The organism is Parviterribacter multiflagellatus, assembly GCF_056863265.1.
This window is the reverse complement of the sequence record NZ_JBXPIZ010000008.1, coordinates 324,746-345,505: the sequence shown is the minus strand read 5'-3', so window position 1 is coordinate 345,505 and position 20,760 is coordinate 324,746. Positions and strand designations below refer to the sequence as shown.

General features: G+C 73.9%; 14 protein-coding genes and 1 riboswitch. Of the genes, 9 read left to right on the top strand and 5 right to left on the bottom strand.

All coding sequences use genetic code 11. The annotated features are described in order from the left end of the window. Together AC1UE5_RS18940 and AC1UE5_RS18935 are read right to left on the bottom strand one after the other, a co-directional pair. On the bottom strand, positions 1-943 hold a 943-nt coding region (locus AC1UE5_RS18940; RefSeq protein WP_482926396.1), incomplete at its 3' end, for a prolipoprotein diacylglyceryl transferase. Positions 944-1,293: 350 nt separating this feature from the next. Next, positions 1,294-5,352, bottom strand: coding sequence for an EAL domain-containing protein (locus tag AC1UE5_RS18935; protein ID WP_482926394.1), 4,059 nt, complete (start codon positions 5,350-5,352; stop codon positions 1,294-1,296). 135 nt (positions 5,353-5,487) lie between these two features. On the opposite strand from AC1UE5_RS18935, the gene aroH reads away from it, so the two are divergent. After that, the gene (aroH, locus tag AC1UE5_RS18930; protein ID WP_482926392.1) at positions 5,488-5,853 is read left to right on the top strand and encodes a chorismate mutase; all 366 of its coding nucleotides are present in this window, start codon (positions 5,488-5,490) and stop codon (positions 5,851-5,853) included. A gap of 483 nt (positions 5,854-6,336) precedes the next feature. Here the strand turns inward: aroH and AC1UE5_RS18925 are convergent, their stop codons facing one another. Further along, positions 6,337-7,575, bottom strand: a complete 1,239-nt coding sequence (locus AC1UE5_RS18925; protein ID WP_482926390.1) for a hypothetical protein — start codon at positions 7,573-7,575, stop codon at positions 6,337-6,339. A gap of 235 nt (positions 7,576-7,810) precedes the next feature. Between AC1UE5_RS18925 and hisC the strand changes: the two genes are divergently transcribed. Then, complete coding sequence (gene hisC / locus AC1UE5_RS18920; protein ID WP_482926388.1) at positions 7,811-8,896, top strand: histidinol-phosphate transaminase; 1,086 nt, start codon at positions 7,811-7,813, stop codon at positions 8,894-8,896. Here hisC and AC1UE5_RS18915 read toward each other — a convergent pair. Further along, positions 8,829-9,878, bottom strand: a complete 1,050-nt coding sequence (locus AC1UE5_RS18915) for an Acg family FMN-binding oxidoreductase (protein WP_482926386.1) — start codon at positions 9,876-9,878, stop codon at positions 8,829-8,831. The genes hisC and AC1UE5_RS18915 overlap by 68 nt on opposite strands. A 316-nt stretch (positions 9,879-10,194) precedes the next feature. Between AC1UE5_RS18915 and aroF the strand changes: the two genes are divergently transcribed. The 3 genes from aroF to aroA are packed head-to-tail and all read left to right on the top strand — an operon-like array spanning position 10,195 to position 13,634. Then, entirely contained in the window at positions 10,195-11,223 is a 1,029-nt protein-coding gene (gene aroF, locus AC1UE5_RS18910; RefSeq protein ID WP_482926384.1) for a 3-deoxy-7-phosphoheptulonate synthase, read from the top strand. Positions 11,224-11,274: 51 nt separating this feature from the next. Beyond that, positions 11,275-12,333 (top strand): prephenate dehydrogenase/arogenate dehydrogenase family protein, encoded by a 1,059-nt coding sequence (locus tag AC1UE5_RS18905; protein WP_482926382.1) that lies wholly within the window; start codon positions 11,275-11,277, stop codon positions 12,331-12,333. Between the two features lie 17 nt (positions 12,334-12,350). Further along, entirely contained in the window at positions 12,351-13,634 is a 1,284-nt protein-coding gene (aroA, locus tag AC1UE5_RS18900) for a 3-phosphoshikimate 1-carboxyvinyltransferase (RefSeq protein WP_482926380.1), read from the top strand. Positions 13,635-13,751: 117 nt separating this feature from the next. Here the strand turns inward: aroA and AC1UE5_RS18895 are convergent, their stop codons facing one another. Continuing rightward, complete coding sequence (locus AC1UE5_RS18895; protein WP_482926378.1) at positions 13,752-15,605, bottom strand: peptidoglycan DD-metalloendopeptidase family protein; 1,854 nt, start codon at positions 15,603-15,605, stop codon at positions 13,752-13,754. 14 nt (positions 15,606-15,619) lie between these two features. Next, positions 15,620-15,789: riboswitch (cyclic di-AMP (ydaO/yuaA leader) on the bottom strand. A gap of 75 nt (positions 15,790-15,864) precedes the next feature. On the opposite strand from AC1UE5_RS18895, the gene cmk reads away from it, so the two are divergent. Genes cmk through metK form a run of 4 tightly spaced genes read left to right on the top strand, consistent with a single transcriptional unit; the run spans position 15,865 to position 20,610 of the window. Then, the gene (cmk, locus tag AC1UE5_RS18890; RefSeq protein WP_482926376.1) at positions 15,865-16,476 is read left to right on the top strand and encodes a (d)CMP kinase; all 612 of its coding nucleotides are present in this window, start codon (positions 15,865-15,867) and stop codon (positions 16,474-16,476) included. Continuing rightward, positions 16,473-17,804 carry a ribosome biogenesis GTPase Der gene (gene der, locus AC1UE5_RS18885; RefSeq protein ID WP_482926374.1) on the top strand — a complete coding sequence of 444 codons (1,332 nt, stop codon included), beginning with the start codon at positions 16,473-16,475 and terminating at the stop codon, positions 17,802-17,804. The genes cmk and der overlap by 4 nt, the downstream gene beginning before the upstream one ends. After that, a complete protein-coding gene (locus AC1UE5_RS18880) occupies positions 17,801-19,381 on the top strand; it encodes a DUF3352 domain-containing protein (protein WP_482926372.1) in 1,581 nt (526 codons plus the stop codon). The genes der and AC1UE5_RS18880 overlap by 4 nt, the downstream gene beginning before the upstream one ends. Next, a complete protein-coding gene (gene metK, locus AC1UE5_RS18875) occupies positions 19,378-20,610 on the top strand; it encodes a methionine adenosyltransferase (RefSeq protein ID WP_482926370.1) in 1,233 nt (410 codons plus the stop codon). Before AC1UE5_RS18880 ends, metK begins: the two co-directional genes overlap by 4 nt. Positions 20,611-20,760: the final 150 nt, after the last annotated feature.

Below are 20,760 nucleotides of genomic sequence, written 5' to 3'. Positions count from 1 at the left end.
AGACTGAGCGCCGCGTTAGCGTGCAGCCGCATCCGGTGCCTCCTTCGGAGAGCTGGGCGTGGTTGGCACCACCCAGCCTCCGAAGAGGCCCGGACGAAACAACGTCCTCAGGACTTACATCTAGCGCTCCGGCCGCAAGATCCTCCGCGTGCGTCTCGGCCTCAGCCTGGGCGGCTTCGAGGGTCGAGGCGTCGACGGCGCTCGTGTCGTCGGGCTCGCCCTCAGGCTGACCCGCGGGCGGCTTCCCGCTCAGGTCGGCCGCCGTCGCCTCGTCGGGCTTCACGTCCTGGTGGATCTCGTCCTCGGGGACATCGGGCTTCGTCGTCCCGGCCTGTTCGACGCCGGCTCGGGCTTCGGCAGCGGCAGCAGGGTCGGGGTCTCTCACATCCGGCAGGCCACTCGTCTCCCTCGCGCGAGCCGCCTCGGACGTTCCAGGCTGGGCGGGCTCCGGCAGCGCATGATCGTCGGGTTTGACCGGGGTCGGATCGACGATCGCGACGGTGTGGTCGTCGACCTGCTTGAGCTGCTCGTCCCCAGGGAGGTCGACCTTGACGCTGAAGTCCTCGCTAGCCGCCTCGCTGCGGATGTTGGTGAACGTCTCAACACCGCTCTCGGTCGGGACGACCGAGGTGTCGGAGTCGGTCCCGGTGTTGGCGTAGACGACGGCGCTGTCGTCGTTTACGGCCTCGCCGTCGGTCGCTGCCGGGCTGATGCGGACGGGATCGAGCTCGAGCGTTCCGCTCTGCGTCTCGATCGCGAGCGGCTCGGAAGCGTGCTGCGGGATCTCGACTTTGTTCTTCGTTCCTGTGACCTCGAAGCCAGACGTCGTCGCCTCAACGCCTGCATCGCCGTTAGCGCCGGAGCCGATCGCCGCCGGATCCGTCGCCTTGAGTTCCTCGGCAGCCTGGTCGGGCGTGATGAGTTCCCCGAAGTCGCCTGCCACGGATACTCCGCCCACCGCAAGTGCGGCGGTCGCCGTGAGGACGAGAACTAGCGACGTGAACGCGCCGTGCGTCCGGGCAGGCGATGAGCCGCCAGCAGCACGCCTAGCCATCCCTGGTACGCGCATGAAACCTCCTTGGGCCCCTGAGAGCTGGAACCGATCCGACGTGCGGACCGAAGCCGTCGATGTGACGATCCTTATTCAGACGAGAAATTTTGGCAACGCGCGTGTGTCTAGCGGTAGGCCTGCGACAGCTTTGCGATGGCAGGGGCTACCTCTTAATGGGTTCTCGTGCGGTACGGCGTGCTCCGACTCGCCGGTCCCGCCGTGCGGCGGCGGTAGCGGCGGCCCTAGCCCACGCCGGCCAGGGCGTCGTTCCGCAGGCGCATGAACAGCCGCCGCACGCCGCCGATCTCGTGCTCGTCCCCGCCCCGGTCGGCGAGCACGCGCGCGACGACCGCGCCGGTCTGCTCCAGCAGCAGGTGCGCTTCGAGCACCGACGCGCCGCCCTGGCGAGCCCGCATCAGCAGGTCGGTCGTCGCGTCCGAGGCGCGCGTGTAGTCGCCGCCGCGGCACGCCGCCTCCAGCGCCGCCGCCCAGGTCGCGAGCGGCCCGGCCGCGGCGCGCGAGCCGAACCAGCCGTCGCCCTCGCCGTCGTACACCCGCCGCGACGCGAGGTGCACGCACCGCTCGCCCGCCGTCGCGAGCAGGTCGGCCGTCTGCGGCAGCGGTCCCGCGGGGAACGCCACGGTCCGCACCGGCGCGCCGTCGCCCGCCCGCTCGCGCCGCACCCGCTCCACGTCCGAGCGCACCAGGCGCCGGTGCCCGCCCGCCGTGCGCACGCTCCGGATGCGGCCCGCGTCGGTCAGCCGCCGCACGGTCGAGGGGGAGACGCCCAGCGCGCGCTGCGCCTCGCCGAGGGTCATCGTCGGCTGCTCGTCGCTGGCCGCCTCCTCCTCGCCGGCGACCGGCCCGAACGCTTCGCTCAGCCCGTTCCGCGCCAGCCCGCTGCGGAGCACCGCCTCCACGTCCGCCGCGGACTGCGGCCGTGCGAACACGTAACCCTGCGCGACGCCGCACCCGAGCGTCCGCAGCCACCGCGCGTGCGCGATCGTCTCCACGCCCTCGGCCACGGTGTCGAGCTCAAGCGCGTCCGCCAGGCCGGCGATCGCGCCGACGATGTGGCGGTCGCCCGCGCTCTCCCCGAGCCCGGACACGAACGAGCGGTCGATCTTGAGCCCGTCGACCGGCAGCCGCCGCAGGTAGCCCAGCGACGACCACCCCGTGCCGAAGTCGTCGAGCAGGATGCGCACGCCGTCGCCGCGCAGCCGGTCGAGCGCGACCCGCGCGCACTCGCTCTCCTGCAGCAGCACCGACTCGGTGACCTCCAGCTCCAGCCGGCCCGGCACGACGCCGGCGCGCGACAGCGTGTCCATCACGACCGGCGCGAGTTCGCGGTCGGCGAGCTGCCGCGCGGACAGGTTCACCGACACGGTCCGCACCTCGACGCCCTCGTCGTCCCATGCCCGCAGCTGCCGGCAGGCCTCCTCGAGCACCCAGCGCCCGATGGGCAGGATCAGCCCGCTCTCCTCGGCGACCGGGATGAAGTCCGACGGCGGGACCAGGCCCCGCTGCGGGCAGCGCCAGCGCAGCAGCGCCTCGACGCCGCGGATCGTCCCGTCGCCGAGCCCCACGATCGGCTGGTAGTGCACCTCCAGCCGCTCCTGCTCGAGCGCGGTGCGCAGGTCGCGCTCGATCCGCGCGCGCTCCATCAGCCGCCGCCGCATCGGGTTGGCGAACACCGAGTAGCGGCCGCCGCCCTCCTCCTTGGCGCGGTACATCGCGACGACCGCGTCGTGCAGGAGCGCGGCGGGCTCCCGGTCCTCCTCGCCCGCGACGACCATCCCCGCGCTCGCGGTCAGCACCACGTCGCGGTCGGCCAGCGTGTACGTCCCGGAGACCGCGCGCACGATCGCGTCGGCGCACGTCATCGGCCCCGAGCGTCCGGGCCGCGGCTCGTGGAGGATCGCGAACTCGTCGCCGCTGACCCGCGCCAGCGTGTCGTCCTCGTCGAGTGTCGCCCGCAGCCGCTCGGCGACGGCGCGCAGCAGCTCGTCGCCGGCCGCGTGGCCGAGCGTGTCGTTGATCTGCTTGAAGCGGTCCAGCCCGACGCAGATGACCGCCAGCGGCGGCGCGACGTGCCCGTTCCCGTTGCCGTTCGCGCTGGCGCCAGCCCCCGCACCGCTCTCGGGCAGGCGCTCCAGCGCGTGCGCGAGCCGGTCGAGGAAGAGCGTCCGGTTCGGCAGCCCGGTCAGCCCGTCGTGGAGCGCGCGGTGCGCCAGCTCCCGCTCGGCCTGGCGGCGCGCGAGGACGGTGGCGAGCAGGTTGGCGACGGCCTCGACGAACGTGCGGTCGTTGGCCGACGGCGTGCGCTCGTCGTGCGCGAGCACGCACAGCCATCCGGCCGCGTCCTCGTCCCCGCCGAACGCCGCGACGAGCGCCGACCGCACCCCGGCCTCGACCCACGGCGACGGCAGCTCCGGCTGGCCCTTCGCGCCCGCGAGCAGCGTCCCGGCGGGCCCGGCGGCGTGCAGCGCCTCGCCCTCGACCACGTCGAACGTGCGCGGCCGCTGCTCGTCGGCCCCGCGCGTGCCGCGGAGCACCGAGCGGCCCGCGCCGACGCGCTCGTGGACCTCGACCTCGACGTCCCCGAGCACCTGCGCCACCGCGCCCGCGGCGTCGTCCATCAGCTGGACCGCGTCGCTTCCCTCCAGCGCCTGCCGGGTGAGCGCGGCGAGCAGCCGGTCCTCCAGCGCGCGCCGCTGGCGGTCGCTGACGTCGCGCACGTGGCCGGTGATGTGGACCTCGTCGCCCGGCACGCGCGAGATCGCGACCTCGACCGGGAACGCCGTCCCGTCGGCGCGGCAGCCGTGCAGCTCGAACGTGCGGCCCTCGGCCTGCTCGCCGTCCGCGAGCGCGGCGAGCGTGCGCGCGTACTGCTCGCGGTCCGGCTCGGCGACGAGCAGGTCGGTCGCCGACTGGCCGAGCACCTCGTCGGCGCTGCGCCCGAACAGCCGCTCTGCCGCCGGGTTGAAGCCCACGATCGTCGCATCGGGCTTGACGGTGACGATGCCCTCCAGCGCGGCCTCGAGGATGCCCCGCGTCAGCGCCTCCGAGCGCTTGCGCTCGGTGATGTCGCGCGCGACGCCGGCCACGCCGGTCACGCGTCCCTCGGCGTCGCGGACGGGGGAGAGGGAGAGCGCGATGTCGATCCGCCGCCCGTCGCCGGTGAGCGCCTGGGTCTCGAACCCGACGACGTCCTCGCCGCGCATCACCCGCTCGATCAGGTGCGCGCTGCGCCCGCGCCGCTCGGGCGGGATCGTGAGCTCGATCGACTGGCCGAGGATCTCCGCCGCACGCCGGCCGTAGAGGCGCTCGGCGCCGCGGTTCCAGCTCCGCACCGTGCCGTCGGGATCGGTGCCGACGATCGCGTCCTGCGTGTGCTCGACCAGCGCGGCCAGCCGCCGCTCGTGCGAGATCTCCTGGACCTGGACGACGAGGTGGGTGGGGACGCCGCTCGCCGAGCGGATCATCGAGACGTGGAGCTGCGTCCACACGACCGAGTGGTCGGGCCGCACGAACCGGCGCTCGAGCGAGAAGGCGGGCAGGCCGCCGGCGAACAGGCGCGCGACCTGGTCGAAGTCGGTCTCGCGGTCGTCCGGGTGGGCGAGGAGCGTCGGGTCCATCCCGACGAGCTGCTCGCGCGTCGCCCCGGCCATCCGGCACAGCGCGGCGTTGACCTCGAGGATCGTGGTGCGGCGCCCTCCGCCGCCGACGCTCAGCAGCGCCATGCCCGTCGGGGCGTGCTCGAACGCGGCGCGGAAGCGGGCGTGGTCGAGCGCCGGGCCGAGGCCCCGGGCCGCGTCCTCGGCGCGCTCCCGGTCGTCGTCCGTGAACGGCCGCTCGTCGTCGTCGTGTCGGCTCAACAGGATCGCCCCCGTGATCTGCTCACCAAGACGCACCGGTACGCCGAGCACCGCGCGCAGGCGGATGCGTTCGGCGACGGCGCGGACCTCCGGGGTGGTCTCCGTCAGATCCGACTCGACCTGCTCCGCCGTGACGCTGACGGTCTCGCCACGGAGGACGCCCTCCAGCACGTCCGACGTGTCGACGCGCTGGAGGAAGTTGGCGTGCTCGGCCATGACCGCGCACAGGTCCGGGTCCGGGTGGTGGCCGCCGGCCGCGACCGCGGCCTCGCCGCCCGGGGTGAAGAGCATGATGCAGGCGCCGCACCCGAACTCCTCGGCGAGCGCCCGGACGGCGTCGTCGAGGCTCGCGTCCGACGTGAACGTCGCAAGGAGCCGGCGCGCCTCGGTCTGGAGGCGCGCAGCGTCAGGCTCGTCGCCCACATGACCTCCCTCCACGGTCGACGGCCGAGCGTTGGTTGGGTACCCCGACATGCAGCTCCGTTACACCAGACGGCGGGACGGATGCAGCCGGGTGGCCCGGGCTTCTGACCGTGACCTGCTAGGAACTCGGGCCACATGCGGCTCTTCGCGCTTCGCGGCGCCACCACCGTCGACGCCAACGACGCCCAGCTCATCCTGGGCGCGACCGAGGACCTGTTGCGCGAGATCATGCGGCGCAACACGCTCACCACGGACGACGTGGTGAGCTGCATCTTCACGCTCACGGACGACCTCGACGCCGAGTTCCCCGCCGTCGCGGCGCGCAACCTCGGCTTCGACCGCGTGCCCCTGCTGTGCGCGCGCGAGGTCGCCGTGCCGGGCTCCCTGCCCCGTGTGATCAGGATCCTCATGCACTACTACGCGACCGAGAGTCACCGGACGCAGCATGTCTACCTCGGCGAGGCAAGGCAACTGCGCCGCGACCTTGAGTCGGCGCAGTGACTCAACGTTCGACGTAGGCCGGCGTCGCCGGACGGGTCCGGTCGCGGAGCAGACCTTTTCCGCTGGACCCTTCGATGATCCACTTACCGGTAGATCGCTTTTGCGCAGGGAGCGCTACGCAGAAGCGGGACCAGGTGTTCCGTTTCGGCGACGTTCCCTCGGTAGATTCGGCCTCGGTGCGGTCGCGGGGCACCCTCCGTGTCTCTGAAGTGAACGACCGGTGACTTCGGCGTCGTCGCTCCGGCCGGCGCGCGGGCCGATGGGACGCTGCGTGTCCCACGTGTCCCGGCGTCTCGCTCCCCTCAGGAACCACTGAGTTTCTGGGCGCTCATCTTTGGCGCGTTCGCACTCGCGCTTTGGGTCGCATTCGGACGCTCGGAGTGAATGGTGTTCCCGTCGGAGGGCTCCGTGTGAGGGGCGACGCGCCAGGAAGCGGAGCGTCGCCCCTCGCGGAGGGTGGCCGGGCCGGCGGGGGAGCGGCCGCTAGAGCCGCTCCCGCCACCGCACCGCGGCGCGGGCGACCTGGGTGAGCGCGTCGTGGACGCGCGCCCGGTCCTTCGTCGCACGGGCGGCCGCGAGGCCCTTGACCGCCTCGGCCAGCGGGCCGGGGCCGACCGGGCCGCTCCCGCCCGCGCGCAGCTCGTCGAGCTCCGCGGGGGAGAGCGGACGGCCGCGCTCCAGCTCGCGGACCCGGCGCTCGGCCGCCTCGGCACGGGCCACCGCCGCGTCGCGCTCGGACCGCGCCCGGCGGGCGGAGATCACCTCGCAGGCCCGCGTCGCCTCCGCCGCGCTGGCGGCCGCGATCGCACGCTGCTCGGCGGCCCGCACCCGGTGCTCGACGAGCGTGCCGTGACCGTTGCCGCGCGCCCCCGCGACGCGCCCGTGGGCGCTCGTGAGCCGCGCGACCGCGTGGCCGTTGCCGTTCGCCGGCGCCGGACCCGTGTGGCCGTTGCCGTTCGCCGTGACCTCGTGCGCCAGCGCCGCCGCCGCGACCTCCGCCGCCCGGGCCGCCTCGACGCGCGCCACCCGCTCCTCCGCGGCCTCGAGGGCGCGGGCGAGCTCGGCGGCGTGCGCCTCGGCGTCGCGGGCGGTCTGCTCGGCCCGGGCCGCACGGGCCTGGGCAGCGCGGACCGCCCGCTCGTCCGTGGCGGGACGGCGGTGCTGGGTCGCGGCGGTGGAGCCGCGCGCACGCTCGACGGCGCGCCGCTCGACGGTCCGGACGCGCTCGCGGGCGTCGGCGATCTTCGCCTCAGCCCGCTCGGCCCGATCGACCGCGCGCTGGACGCGTGCCTCGGCACGCTGCGCACGGCGCTCGGCCTCGAGCACGCGCTCGGACGCGGCGAGCAGCTCCGCATCGACGTCGCGGGGCGCCATCGGCTCGCGCTGCTCCACCTTCGGCAGGGCAGCTCCGGCCGCACGGCGACGCGGGCCCGGCCGGTGCGGCACGAGCCCCGCCTCGCGGACGGCGGCGTCGAACGAGCCGTCGAACAGGCGCTTCGCGGCGTTGAGCGACGGCCACGGCTCACCGGTCTCCGGGTCGCCCTGGCGGTAGCGCTCGATGCGCCACTCCTGCGCGCGCCAACGCGCGAGCGACGGGTTCCAGTCGGCCGTGGACGGCGGCTCTCCGAAGAGCGCGTTCCACCGCTGGATCTTCGTGATGACGTGTTCGCGGGTGAGGAGCGTCTTGCGACTCCCGCCCGCGGTACTCGCGGACGGGTGCATGATCTGCTCCGTTCCGCTAGTAGCGCGTGCGCTTGTCGGCCGTGAGGCGCTCCGCCCACGGGGTCGCCGACGTCCCCGCGAAGGGCACGTGCGTCTGGGCGACCGGCATGGTGGGCTGGAACGTGAACATCGCGGTCGAACCTAGAGAACGGAGCGGCGCTTGTCCAGGGCTTTCACGCGATCTTCGTACTTCCGCGGGTTCGAACCCACGCTGCGCCGGTGTCAGGATGTGGACATGCCGATCGAGTTCGCCGAGCGGATCCGCCGCATCACCGTGTACCCCGCCGCCGGCGGCTACGCCCTCCCGGACGACGTCGCGCTGCTGGCGTCGAACGAGTCCCCCGACCCGCCGCTGCCGCAGGTGCAGGAGGCGATCGCGCGGGCGATCGGGCGGCTGAACCGGTACCCCGATCCCGCCAACGGCCCGCTGCGCGCGGCGCTGAGCGATCGCTACGGCGTCCCGGCGAACCGCATCGCGATCGGCAACGGCTCCTGCGACATCCTGCTCGCCGCCGGCGACGCGCTGCTCGAGCCGGGCGCCGAGCTCGTCTACGCGTGGCCGTCGTTCTCCGTCTACCCGCACCTCGCGGCCGCCTCGGGCGCGCGGGCGATCACGGTCCCGCTGAACGAGCGCGACGAGCACGACCTGGACGCGATGGCGGTCGAGATCACCGCGGCGACGCGGCTGGTGATCGTCTGCAACCCGAACAACCCGACGTCGACCGCGCTGCCGCTCGACGCGATCGCGGCGTTCGCCGAGCGGGTCCCGCGCCACGTCGCGCTGATCGTCGACGAGGCCTACTGCGAGTTCAACCTGCTGGAGGACCCGGACGCCTCGCTCGAGCTGCTCGACCGGTTCCCCAACCTCGTCCTGCTGCGCACGTTCTCCAAGGCCTACGGGCTCGCGGGCCTGCGCGTCGGCTACGCGCTCGCGGGTTCCGAGGCGTTCGTGCAGGCGGTGAACCAGGTGCGCCAGCCGTTCTTCTGCAACGCGCTCGCCCAGGCCGCCGCGACCGAGGCGATCAAGCACGGCGACGCGGTGGCCGAGCGGGTCGAGCGCGCGGTGGCCGCGCGGCTGACGATCGCCGAGGGCGCGTCGCGGCTCGGCGTGCACGTCGCCGACTCGCAGGCGAACTTCGCGTGGCTCACGCTCTCCGACCCCGAGCAGGAGCAGCCGGTCCTCGAGGGGCTGACCGCGCGCGGCATCCTCGTCCGCGCCGGCGGGGCGCTCGGCAAGCCGGGGGCGATGCGCGTCACGTACGGGACGCCGGCCGAGAACGAGCGCTTCCTGACGGCGCTCGCGGAGCTCGTTCGCGGATGACGTCCGCCACCGGGCGGCGCGGGCTCTGCGCCCGCTGCTGCCCGGGCCGGCACGGGTGCCCGATGCGGAACGTCGTCAGCACCTCGGTGCCCGCCGGCGCGTAGGCGCGCAGGGCCTCGGTGAAGCGGGGCTCCAGCCCGAGCTGCCGCTCGCGGTCGGCGCGCTCGGTCGGCTGGTTCATCGGCTGGAGCGCGAGGTGGAGCACGGTCGCGTCGAGGTGCACGCGCTCCAGCGCGCGGCCACCGCGCAGGCGGTGGCGCGGGTCCGAAGCGTCGGGCACCGAGATGACGCCGTACGCCGCGGCCGTGTGCGTGTGGACGCGGCGCGTGCGCTTCAGCCAGGTCGCGTCGGCGCGGGCACGGGAGACGGGGAGCACCTTGGCCGCCGCGCGCAGCGTCCACGGCAGGTCCTGCGCGGCGAGCGTCAGGCCCTCGGGCCCGACGAGCTTGTAGCTCGCGCGCGACTGCTCCTCGTCCTCGGCGACGGCGTGCGCGGCCTGCACGATCAGGTCGCCGAACGCCGCGCGCTCGTGCTCCTCGACGATCCACGTCAGCCGCACGCCGGGCAGCTCCTCGACGTTGCGTGCCAGCTCGACCAGCGTCTCGGCCCCGACCGGCAGGTCGCCGAACGGCGCACGGTCGGTGCGGCGGCGCGCGATCGCCTCGGCCTCCATCGACGCGACCGTCGGGCCGGGCGTGAGGCGGATCTCCGCGACCAGCTCGGGCCGGGCGGGGTCGGGCAGCAGCTCGACGTCGGCGCGCAGCCCGTGCGCGGGCGCCGCGACCGTGATGTTCTCGATCGCGCAGCCGAGCCCGATCTGCAGCTCGCGGTCGAGCGGGTCCAGCGCGCCGGTGCGCCGCTCGAGGTCGGCGACCACGTCGATCTGCGCGTCGTCGACCTCGAACCACCACGGCTGGCTGTTGTGCGGGTTGGCGGCGCGGGTCGCGGCGGCGACGAGCGCCTGGACGGTGGGGGAGGTCATGGCGGCTCACTGCCGACGCTACCTCCGCGCGGCGCCGCGCGCCATCGGGGATCGTCCGCACGCCTGCTCCGTGCTCCGCCTCACGGCGGCGGCCCTTGCCGGGCGCGGCCGGCGTGTGTCATGCTGGCCGGGTAGCCATGAGCGCCACGCCCGCGACCACGACGCAGCACCTTGCCTTCGCGGGCTATCTCGCCTCCTGGCGATTTCTCTAGGCGTTCGGCCTGCACCTTGGTCGTGCCCTGACGTGGGCGCGATTCGGCCGGACGCCGCTGGACCTCCATCCGCAGTTGTCGTTCGACCGAGAGGACCGAGAGAGATGATGATCGTGATGAAGCCCGAGGCGACGCAGGACGAGATCCGGCACGTCGTCGAGCGGGTCGAGGGTGTCGGGGCGCGGGCCCACGTCAGCGCCGGTGAAGAGGTCACCGTGGTCGGCGCGGTGGGGGACCGAGAGCACGTCCAGCGACTCGGGTTGGAGGCGAGTCCGGGCGTCGACCGGGTCGTGCCGATCCTCAAGCCGTACAAGCTCGCGTCGGCGCAGATCCGCCACGGGGCGCCGTCGGTGCTCGAGATCGGCGGGCGCCGCGTCGGCGGCGACCACTTCGCGCTGATCGCCGGGCCGTGCACGGTCGAGTCGCGCGAGCAGACGCTGGAGACGGCGCGCGTCGTCGCGGCCGCCGGGGCGACGATGTTCCGCGGCGGCGCCTACAAGCCGCGCACGTCGCCGTACGCGTTCAGCGGGCTCGGCGTCGAGGGCCTGCGGCTGCTCGCCGAGGCCAAGGAGGAGACCGGGCTGCCGGTCGTCACCGAGCTGATGGACGTGCGCGACATCGAGCCGCTCGCGGAGGTCGCCGACGTCGTGCAGATCGGCGCGCGGAACATGCAGAACTACACGCTGCTGACCGAGGTCGGCCGGTCCGGGCTGCCGGTGATGATCAAGCGCGGGCTGTCCTCGACGATCGAGGAGCTGCTGATGGCCGCCGAGTACGTCCTCAAGGAGGGCAACGAGAACGTGCTGCTGTGCGAGCGCGGCATCCGCACGTTCGAGACCGCCTACCGGTTCACGCTCGACCTCACCGCGGTGCCGGTGCTGAAGGAGCTGACGCACCTGCCGGTGATCGTCGACCCGTCCCACGCCGCGGGCCGCCGCGCGCTGGTCGAGCCGCTGTCGCTGGCGGCCGCCGCGGTGGGCGCGGACGGGATCATCGTCGAGACGCACCCGAACCCGGAGGAGGCCATCTGCGACGGGCCGCAGCAGATCGTCGCCGACGACTTCGCGCGGTACCTCGGGAAGGTCGAGGCGGCCGCCGCGGTCGCGGGGAAGTCGATCTCGGTGGCTGCTTGATCGTGCCGTTCGGCACGCCGCGCGGCCTCAGGGTCTCCTAGGCTGCGCGGCGTGCGCACAGCGGTCATCGGTGTCGGGCTCATCGGCGGGTCCGTCGGTCTCGCCGCGCGCGAGCGGCTCGACGCCGAGGTCGTCGGGTGGGATCCGTCGCCGGACGCGCTCGCGACCGCACTGCACCGCGGCGCGATCTCCCGGGCGGCGTCCTCGTTCGGCGCCGCAGTCGACGAAGCGCAGCTGGCGATCGTCGCGGCCCCCGTCGGCGTGCTGCCCGCGCTCGTCGCGGACGTCCTCGCCGCCGCGCCGGACGACTGCGTCGTGACCGACGTCGGCTCCACCAAGCGCGCCGTCGTGCTCGACGACGAGCGGTTCTGCGGCGGTCATCCGCTGGCGGGCGCGGAGACGGCCGGCGTCGAGCACGCGCGGTCGGACCTCTTCGACGGCGCCACCTGGTACCTCACGCCGGGGCCGCGCACGTCGGGCGTGCTGTTCGAGCGGCTCCACCGGTTCGTCACGGGGCTGGGCGCGCGGCCGGCCGCGATCGACGCCGAGACGCACGACCGCGTGATGGCCTCGATCTCCCACCTCCCGCACGTCGTCGCCAACGTGATGGTCGCGCAGGCGGCGGGGGCGCTCGGTGGGGAGCAGGTCCCGCCCACGGGGCCGTCGTTCCGCGACGCCACGCGAGTGGCCGGCGCGAACAGCGGCATCTGGACGGACATCTACCTCGGGAACGCGGACGCGCTCGTGGAGCGGATCGACGACACGATCGCCCGGCTCGAGGCGGTGCGCGCCGCGCTGGTCGCGCGCGACGCCGAGGCGATCACCGCCTGGAACGACGGCGCAGCGGCCGACCGGCGCGCGCTGCTCGAGGCGGGCCTGGAGGGCGGTGACGTGCACGAGCTGCGAGCATCGGTGCCGAACCGGCCCGGCGTCATCGCCGAGATCGCCCTCGCGCTCGGGCGGGCCGGCGTCAACATCGTGGACATGGCACTCAGCCCCTCGGCAGACTTCCGGCAGGGACGCGTATCGCTCTGGGTGAGCGGCGCCGATCACGCTGCGCGCGCGGAAGCGCTCATCGCCGAGCTCGACATCCCCGTCGCGCGCGCATGAACGTCCGCTTCTCACCGGTGGAACGGCTCCGCGGGTCCGTCGCGGCGGCGCCCGACAAGTCGATCTCGCACCGCGCCGCGATGTTCGGCGCGATGGCGCAGGACCCGGTGCACGTCACCGGCTACCTGATGGCGGAGGACACGATCTCGACGCTGAACGCGATGCGCGCCCTGGGCGCGCTCGTGGAGGAGCGAGGACCTGGCGAGCTGGTCATCCGCGGCGTCGGGCTGCGCGAGCCCCGCGAGGTGCCGGGCGGCATCGACGTGGGGAACGCGGGCACGCTGATGCGGCTCCTGCCCGGCTGGCTGGCGGCGCAGGAAGGGCGGTCGTGGACGTTCGACGGCGACGCGTCGATCCGCAAGCGCCCGGTGGACCGCGTGGCCGAGCCGCTGCGGCGGATGGGGGCCGTGCTGCATGCGCGCGACGATCGGTTCCCGCCGTTCGAGGTCGTCGGCTCCCGGCTGCACGGGATCACGTACGAGCTGCCGGTCGCGTCCGCGCAGGTCAAGTCCTGCGTGCTGATGGCGGGGATGCTCGCCGAGGGCGCGACCACGGTGCACGAGCCGGTGCCGTCGCGCGACCACACCGAGCGGATGCTCGCGGCGGCGGGCGTGGGCGTGCACCGCAACGGGCGGTTCGTCACGGTCGCCGCGGCGGATGAGCTGGAGCTCGACGCGCTGGTCGTGCCGGGCGATCCCTCGTCGGCCGCGTTCATGATCGCGGCCGGGGTGCTGGTGCCCAGCTCGCGGCTGGTCGTGACCGGCTGCGGCGTGAACTGGACGCGCACGGGCTTCATGCGGATCGTCCAGCGGATGGGCGGCATCGTGGTCGCCGACTTCGAGCCCGAGCCGGGGGAGTCGATCCCGACGTCCGAGCCCGTCACCGACATCGACGTGACCGCGGGGCCGCTGGTCGGGACGACGGTCGAGGCGGACGAGGTGCCGCTGGCGATCGACGAGCTGCCGCTGGTGGCGCTGCTCGGGTGCTTCGCGGAGGGCGAGACGGTCGTGCGGGGCGCGGAGGAGCTGCGCTTCAAGGAGTCCGACCGCATCGCCGCGGTCGTCGACGGTCTGCGCGGGTTGGGCGCGTCGATCGAGGCGACCCCGGACGGCTTCGTGGTGCAGGGCACCGGCGGCCTGCGCGGCGGGGTGATCGAGTCCCACGGCGACCACCGCCTGGCCATGCTCGGCGCGATCGCGGGCATGGCGTCGCTCGAGGGCGTCGAGGTCGTCGGGATGGAGGCCGCCGCGGTCTCCTACCCGCACTTCGAGGCCGACGTGGCCTCGCTCCTGTCGACCTGACCCCACCCGCGTCCGGGCGCGTCCCGGCGCGGCGGGTGGGCGGCGCGCCACGCGGGCACGACGTCACCCGCCGCGCTCGTCCCGGCGCCGGGGTGACGTCGATCCCGCGCGGGGCGGCTACGCCGCCGCGGGTGCGGCGTCCGTCGCCGGAATCGCGGCGTCCGGCGCCGTCGGCGCCGAGCCATCCGTCGCGGGCGCGGTGTCCGTCTCCGGCAGGGCGGCCGCCGCGGGCTCGGGCGCGGGCGCGGCCTGCTCCACCGGGGCGGGCGCTTCCGCCGGCGCCGTCTCCGCCACCGGGGCGGGCGCGGGCGCGGCCGGCACTGCCGCCTCGACCGGCTGCGTTGCGGGCTCCGCCGCCGGCGCGGGCGCGGCGGGCGTTGCCGCCTCGACCGCCTCCGTTGCGGGGTCCGGCGCGGGAGCTGCGGGCGCGGCGGGCGCCGCCGCCTCGACCGCCGTCGTCTCCGCCACGGGCGCCGGCTCCGGCGCGGGCGCGACCTCCGCCACGGCGGCCTCGTTCGGCGCCGCCGCGGCAGTCTCGACGGGCGCCGGTGTCGTCGTCTCGGCCGGCGCGGCGGTCGTCGTCTCCGCGACCGGTGCGGCCGGCGGCTGCGCCGTCGTGGTCTGCGCCGCCGTTACGGCAGCGGGCGCCGCCTCGTACTGCGTCGCGGCGATCTGCGCGGCGGGCGCGGCGGTCGCCCCACCGCTCACGCGCGCCGCGGACGCCTTGCGGGCCACGGCGCCGGCGGTGGCGTTCGACGACGTCGCGGTGCTCTTCCCGAGCGCGGCCTGCTGCTCGGTGGACAGCTGCGCGGTGCCGTCGAGGTACGGCTTCGGGTCGGTCGCCTTGCCGGACTCGTCGCGGACCTCGAAGTGCAGGTGCGGACCCGAGCAGCGGCCGGTGCAGCCGACGCTGCCGATGACCTGCCCCGCGCGGACGGTCTCGCCGGCGGACGTCTTGATCTCGCTGAGGTGGGCGTAGCACGACGTCTTGCCGCTGTCGTGCTCGATGCAGACGAGGTTGCCGTAGCCGCCGCTGTCGGCGCCCGCCTTGGTGACGGTGCCGCACGACGCGGCGCGCACGGCGGTGCCGGTCGGTGCGGCGATGTCCTGACCGGAGTGCGCGTGCGTGCCGCGGTCCTCGCCGTACGACCCGGTCACCGTGCCGCTCACCGGTGTCGTCGTCGAGCACCCGCCGCCGCTCGCGACCGACGGCGCGGTCGTCTCCGGCTCGGGTGTCGCGGCGTCGCCCTGCTCGAGGTCCTCCTCCAGCGCGGCGCTGTCGCTCGGCGAGGCGTCGCCCCGCGCGCTGCCGCTCCCGCCGCGCGACGCCGTCTCGTCCTGCACCGCGTCGTCGCCGGTGGTGGACACGGTCCGCACCGCGGCGCCCGGCCCGTCGTCCTGCGCGCTGACGGTCGACGCGGGCGCCTCGCGCTCGATCGCGTCCCGCACGACCGCGGGCGCGTCCTTGGCCTTCATGAAGACGACCTTGGCGTTGAAGATCGCGGACCACGTGCGCGCGTCGACGATGCCGGTCACCGACAGGCCGTGCTGCGCCTGGAAGCGCTTGACCGCGCGCTCGGTGATCGGGCCGAAGATGCCGTCGTCGTCGACCCCGAGACGGCGCTGCACCTGCGCGACCGAGTCGCCCGTGGAGCCGAACCGCAGGAGCTCCGCGGACGCCCGCCCGGACGACGCGTCGCTCGTGGCGGGTGGAGGATCGGCCTGCCCGTTCGGGGCGCTCTGGTTGTCCTGCGCCACCGCCATCGACACCATCGGCGCTGCCGGAGCGGCGGCCACCGCGCCGGTGAGCGCGACCGTCGTTGCCTTGCGTCGCCGCCGGGCGCGCGCACTCAGGGCGGCCAGCCGCCGACCCTGGTGCGCACGCTCGCGCGAGCGCTCCCAGTGCGCGGGATCGGCGAGATCGCGCTCGCCTGGGAAGCCCTTGAACAGGCCATCGTCCTCGTGCCGCATCGACGCGGTCCTCCTACGTCTCTCGATTCGGGCGCCTACGAGGTGAGCTGACGGGCTCGCGCGTCGAGTCGCGCTACGCGGCACCCTGGCCGCGATTCGCCCCAGGCGGCCGGGAGACGGCCGCCGAGTGGTTCCCCCGCCCCGGACGCCCCAGAGGGCAGGCCGGGCTCGGCATGACTTGCGCGAGCCAGGATGACATAACCGGCCGACGACCACTCCACCCGCGGCGGCGAAGGCCCACCACTACCCTCTCGACACCATGCTTGTCGCCATCGACGGCCCCGCTGGCGCGGGCAAGTCCACGGTCGCGCGCGCCGTCGCCGACGCGCTCGGCTTCACGTACCTCGACACGGGGGCGATGTACCGCGCGGTCGCGCTCGCCGCCCTGCGCGGCCACGGCCTCCCGCATCTCGCCGAGGTCGGCTTCGCCGCCGACGGGCACGTGCTGCTCGAGGGCGAGGACGTCGAGTCGCTGATCCGCACGCCCGAGGTCTCCGAGCAGGCGTCCAAGGTCGCCGCCGACCCGCAGGTGCGCCAGGCGCTCGTCGAGCAGCAGCGCCGGCTGATCGCGCAGGCCGACTGGGTGGCGGAGGGGCGCGACATCGGCACGGTCGTCGCGCCGGACGCCGAGGTCAAGGTCTTCCTCACCGCATCCGCCGAGGAGCGCGCGCACCGCCGCGCCGCGCAGCTCGGCGCCGACCCGGCCGTCGTCCTGGTCGAGCAGCGCATCCGCGACGAGCGCGACTCGACGCGCGAGGACTCGCCGCTGCGGCCCGCGGACGACGCCGTTGAGGTCGACACCACCGGGCTGGGCATCGACGAGGTCGTCCAGCGCATCGTCGCGCTGGCGGAAGGGGCGCGGACGGCATGAGGAAGGTCGCGATCGTCGGCTACCCGAACGTCGGCAAGTCGTCGCTGGTCAACCGCCTGACGAACACGCGCGAGGCCGTGGTGCACGAGCGCCCCGGCGTCACGCGCGACCGCAACGAGCTGCCGTGCGAGTGGAACGGCCGCCGTTTCACGCTGATCGACACGGGCGGCGTCGACTTCTCCGACGAGGACCCCATGGCCGGCTCGATCCGCGAGCAGGCCCAGGCCGCGCTCAACGACGCGGACGTCGCGGTCTTCATCGTCGACGCCAAGGCCGGGCTGCGGCCGGGCGACGACGAGCTGGCCGACCTGCTGCGTCGCTGGCCGAAGCCGGTCATCGTCGGCGCGAACAAGATCGACGGCCCGAAGGACCTGCTGCTCGCGCACGAGTTCCACGCGCTCGGCCTCGGGGAGCCTGTCGCGGTCTCCGCCGCGCAGGGTCTCGGCACGGGCGACCTGCTCGACGAGATCACGAAGGTGCTGCCGGAAGGCGACCTGCCGGAGGACGAGGACATCGTCCGCCTCGCGGTCATCGGCCGGCCGAACGTCGGCAAGTCCTCGCTCGTCAACAAGATCCTCGGCCAGCAGCGCGTGATCGTCTCCGACGTCGCGGGCACGACCCGCGACGCGATCGACCTGCCGTTCGAGTACGACGGGCGCCGGATCATCCTCGTCGACACCGCGGGCATGCGGCGCCAGGCGAAGGTGAGCGAGTCGGTCGAGTACTACACGGCGCTGCGCTCGCAGCGCGCGGCCGAGCGCGCCGACGTCGCGCTCGTCGTGTGCGACGCGCAGGATGGCGTCACCTCGCAGGACATGCGCATCGCCGAGCTCGCGATGAAGGCCGGCTGCGCCACGGCGCTGATCCTCAACAAGTGGGATCTGCAGGACGAGGAGGCGGGCGTCGGCTCGGACATCGAGCACGAGCGCGCACGCGTGCACCAGAAGCTGCGCCTGCGCCCGAAGGTGCTGACCGTGAGCGCGCAGACGGGCCGTCAGGTGCAACGCGTCCTCCAGGAGGCCGTCGCGCTGGCGGACAGGATGCGCACGCGCATCCCGACGTCGGACCTCAACCGCTTCCTCAGCGAGACCGTCCAGGCGCGCCAGCCGCCGGCCAAGCAGAACCACCGCCTGAAGCTGCTGTACATGGCCCAGATCGAGACTCGTCCGCCGCGGTTCGCCATCCAGGTGAACTCTCGCACCAGAGTTACGCGGGATTACGCGTACTTCATCGAGAATCGCCTGAGAGAGCGTTACGGCTTTGCGGGCGTGCCCCTGATCATCGACTTCAACGAGCGCAAGCAGCGACGCAGCGAGCGCGCGGCGTGACGCCAGCGGTGCTGCGGCGCCGCCCCGCCTTCGTCGCCCTCGCCGCACTGGCCCTCGCGGCCGCCACGGCGCTGTTCGTGTCGCTGTTCGCCTCGAGCGGCGACGATGGGCCCCCGTCGACCGACGCGGCGAAGTTCGCCCCCCGCGGCACCCTCGTCTGGGCGAACATCAGCACGAACACCGACCGCGACGCCGTCGCGCGCGCGTCAGAGGTGCTGGGGCGGTTCGGGTCGTGGGAGGCGCTGCGCGACGGGATCCTGCAACGCCTGTCGGGATCCAACGACCCGGTGTCGGTTGACGACGTCTCGGGCTGGCTGGGGGACGAGGCGGCGTTCGCGCTCGTCGACACCGGCGGCAGCACGGCGGGCTCGCTCGTCGTCGTCGCGGTCGATGACGAGGAGAAGGCGCGCGACTTCCTTGACGAAGGCTCCACGAAGAAGGCACAGAGCACGTTCAACGGGACGCAGATCGACACCTACGGTTCGGTCTCAGTGGCGATCACCGACGGACACCTGCTCATCGGCCAGGAGGCCACCGTGCGCGGCGCGCTCGAACGCGCCGCCGGCAAGGGCGACGACCTCACGGAGGACCCCGTGTACCGGCGCGCGACCGCCGGGCAACCGGACGACCGCGTCGCAGAGGCGTACGCGACGGCGGACGGGCTGCGGCGCGTCCTCGTGCCCCACGGCGGCGTCGTCGGGACGCTCGCGACGCTGCTTCAGCAGGACGGGCTCGAGGGCGTAGGGCTGGCCCTCGTGCCCGAGGAGGGGCGCGTGCGCGTCCGCGTCAGATCCGCACTGAGACCCGGCACCACGACGCCGCGGCCGTTCACCCCGGCGCTGCTCGACGCGGTGCCCGCGGACGCCATGGCCTACCTCGGCTCACGTGGGTTCGGTGACGCGCTCGGCAACCTGCTGCTGTCTGCGGTGGGCGGGACGCAGGCGGACGGGCTCGGGAACGTGCTGACGCGGTTGCGAGACGCGCTCGGCAAGGAGACCAGCGGGGCGCTCCAGCGTGACCTGCTCGGGGTGCTCGACGGGGAGGTCGCCGTGGTCGCGCTCAAGGGGGCGCCCGGGGCGCAGCTGGCGCTCGTCGCGGAGGTCGACGACGCGACGCGGACGGGCGGCGCGCTGCGGCGCCTGCAGGAGCCGCTGGCGAAGCTCCTCACGGTCGAGGGCGAGGCGGCGCCGACGTGGCGGACGCAGGAGCTCGGGGACCGCGTGACGGCGACGACGCTGGCGTTCCCGAACGGCGTCACGCTGAGCTACGCCATCGTCCGCGGCAGGCTCATCGTGGCCACCGGCGTCGACGCGCTCCGGAAGGTGGCGCGAACGGAGGGTGGGCTGGCCGAGAGCGAACGCCTCGGCGAAATGGGCGAAAGTCGACCGGGAGTGGTGACATCGCTAGGCTTGCTCGACTTCAGCCAGCTCCTCGAGCTCGGCGAGCAGACCGGCCTCAACGAGAGCCGCGCCTACCTGGCCGCCCGTGACGACCTTCGGAAGATCCGCTCGGTCGGGGTCCGCTCGCACGGTGACGAGGGGGAGACGACAGCGGAGATCCTCCTTTCGATCCCATGACCCAGCAGCTTTCCGACAACGAGTACCTGTTCACCTCTGAGTCCGTGACCGAGGGTCACCCGGACAAGGTCGCGGACCAGATCTCCGACGGCGTGCTCGACGCCGTGCTCAAGGACGATCCGTACGGCCGCGTCGCCTGCGAGACCCTGGTGAACACGGGCCTCGTCGTCGTCTCTGGCGAGATCTCGACCTCGACCTACGTCGACATCCAGGAGATCGCGCGCGAGACGATCCGCAAGATCGGCTACGTCGACGCGGACCTGGGCTTCAGCGCCGACTCCTGCGCCGTCATCAACGCGCTCGACAAGCAGTCCCCGGACATCGCCCAGGGCGTCGACCAGGCGTTCGAGACCCGCACCGACCCGTCCGACGACGATGCTCTCGACATCGCCGGCGCGGGCGACCAGGGGATGATGTTCGGCTACGCGTCGAACGAGACCGAGGAGCTCATGCCGCTCCCGATCTCCCTCGCCCACAAGCTGGCCAAGCGGCTGGCCGACGTGCGCAAGGCCGAGGTCGTCAACTACCTGCGCCCTGACGGCAAGACGCAGGTCTCGGTCCGCTACCGCGACGGCAAGCCGGTGGAGATCGAGAAGCTCCTCATCTCCACGCAGCACAAGGAGGGCGCCGAGAACCTGATCCCGGACGACCTCTGGGAGCACGTGGTCGAGCCGATCCTCCCGAAGGAGCTCTACGACGAGAAGAAGCTCCGCAAGAACTTCCTCGTCAACCCGACGGGCCGGTTCGTCATCGGCGGCCCGGTGGGCGACGCGGGCCTGACCGGCCGCAAGATCATCGTCGACACGTACGGCGGCATGGCCCGCCACGGCGGTGGCGCGTTCTCCGGCAAGGACCCGTCGAAGGTCGACCGCTCGGCCGCGTACGCCGCGCGCTACGTCGCCAAGAACCTCGTCGCCGCCGGCCTGGCCGACCGCGCTGAGGTCCAGGTCGCGTACGCCATCGGCGTCGCGCACCCGGTCTCGGTCATGGTCGAGACGTTCGGCACCGAGAAGATCGGCCGCGCGAGGATCGCCGAGCTCGTCAACGAGCACTTCGACCTCCGCCCGGGCGCCTTCCGCGAGGAGCTCAAGCTCCACCGCCCGATCTACCAGAAGACCGCTGCCTACGGCCACTTCGGCCGTGAGGACCACGACTTCACGTGGGAGCGGACGGACAAGGCCGCCACGCTGCGTGCCGCCGCGGGCCTGGAGGCCGGCGCCGCGGCGTAGCCCGCCGCCTGACGCCCGCGCCGCCGCCCGCCGCGCGGCGCGGTGCACCTGCTTGACGACGACGGCCCGCTCTCGGAGCGGGCCGTCGTCGTTCTGTGGGCGATGCGGTGGCGCCGAGACAGACGCGGGGGTGCGGTGGCGCCGGTCCGG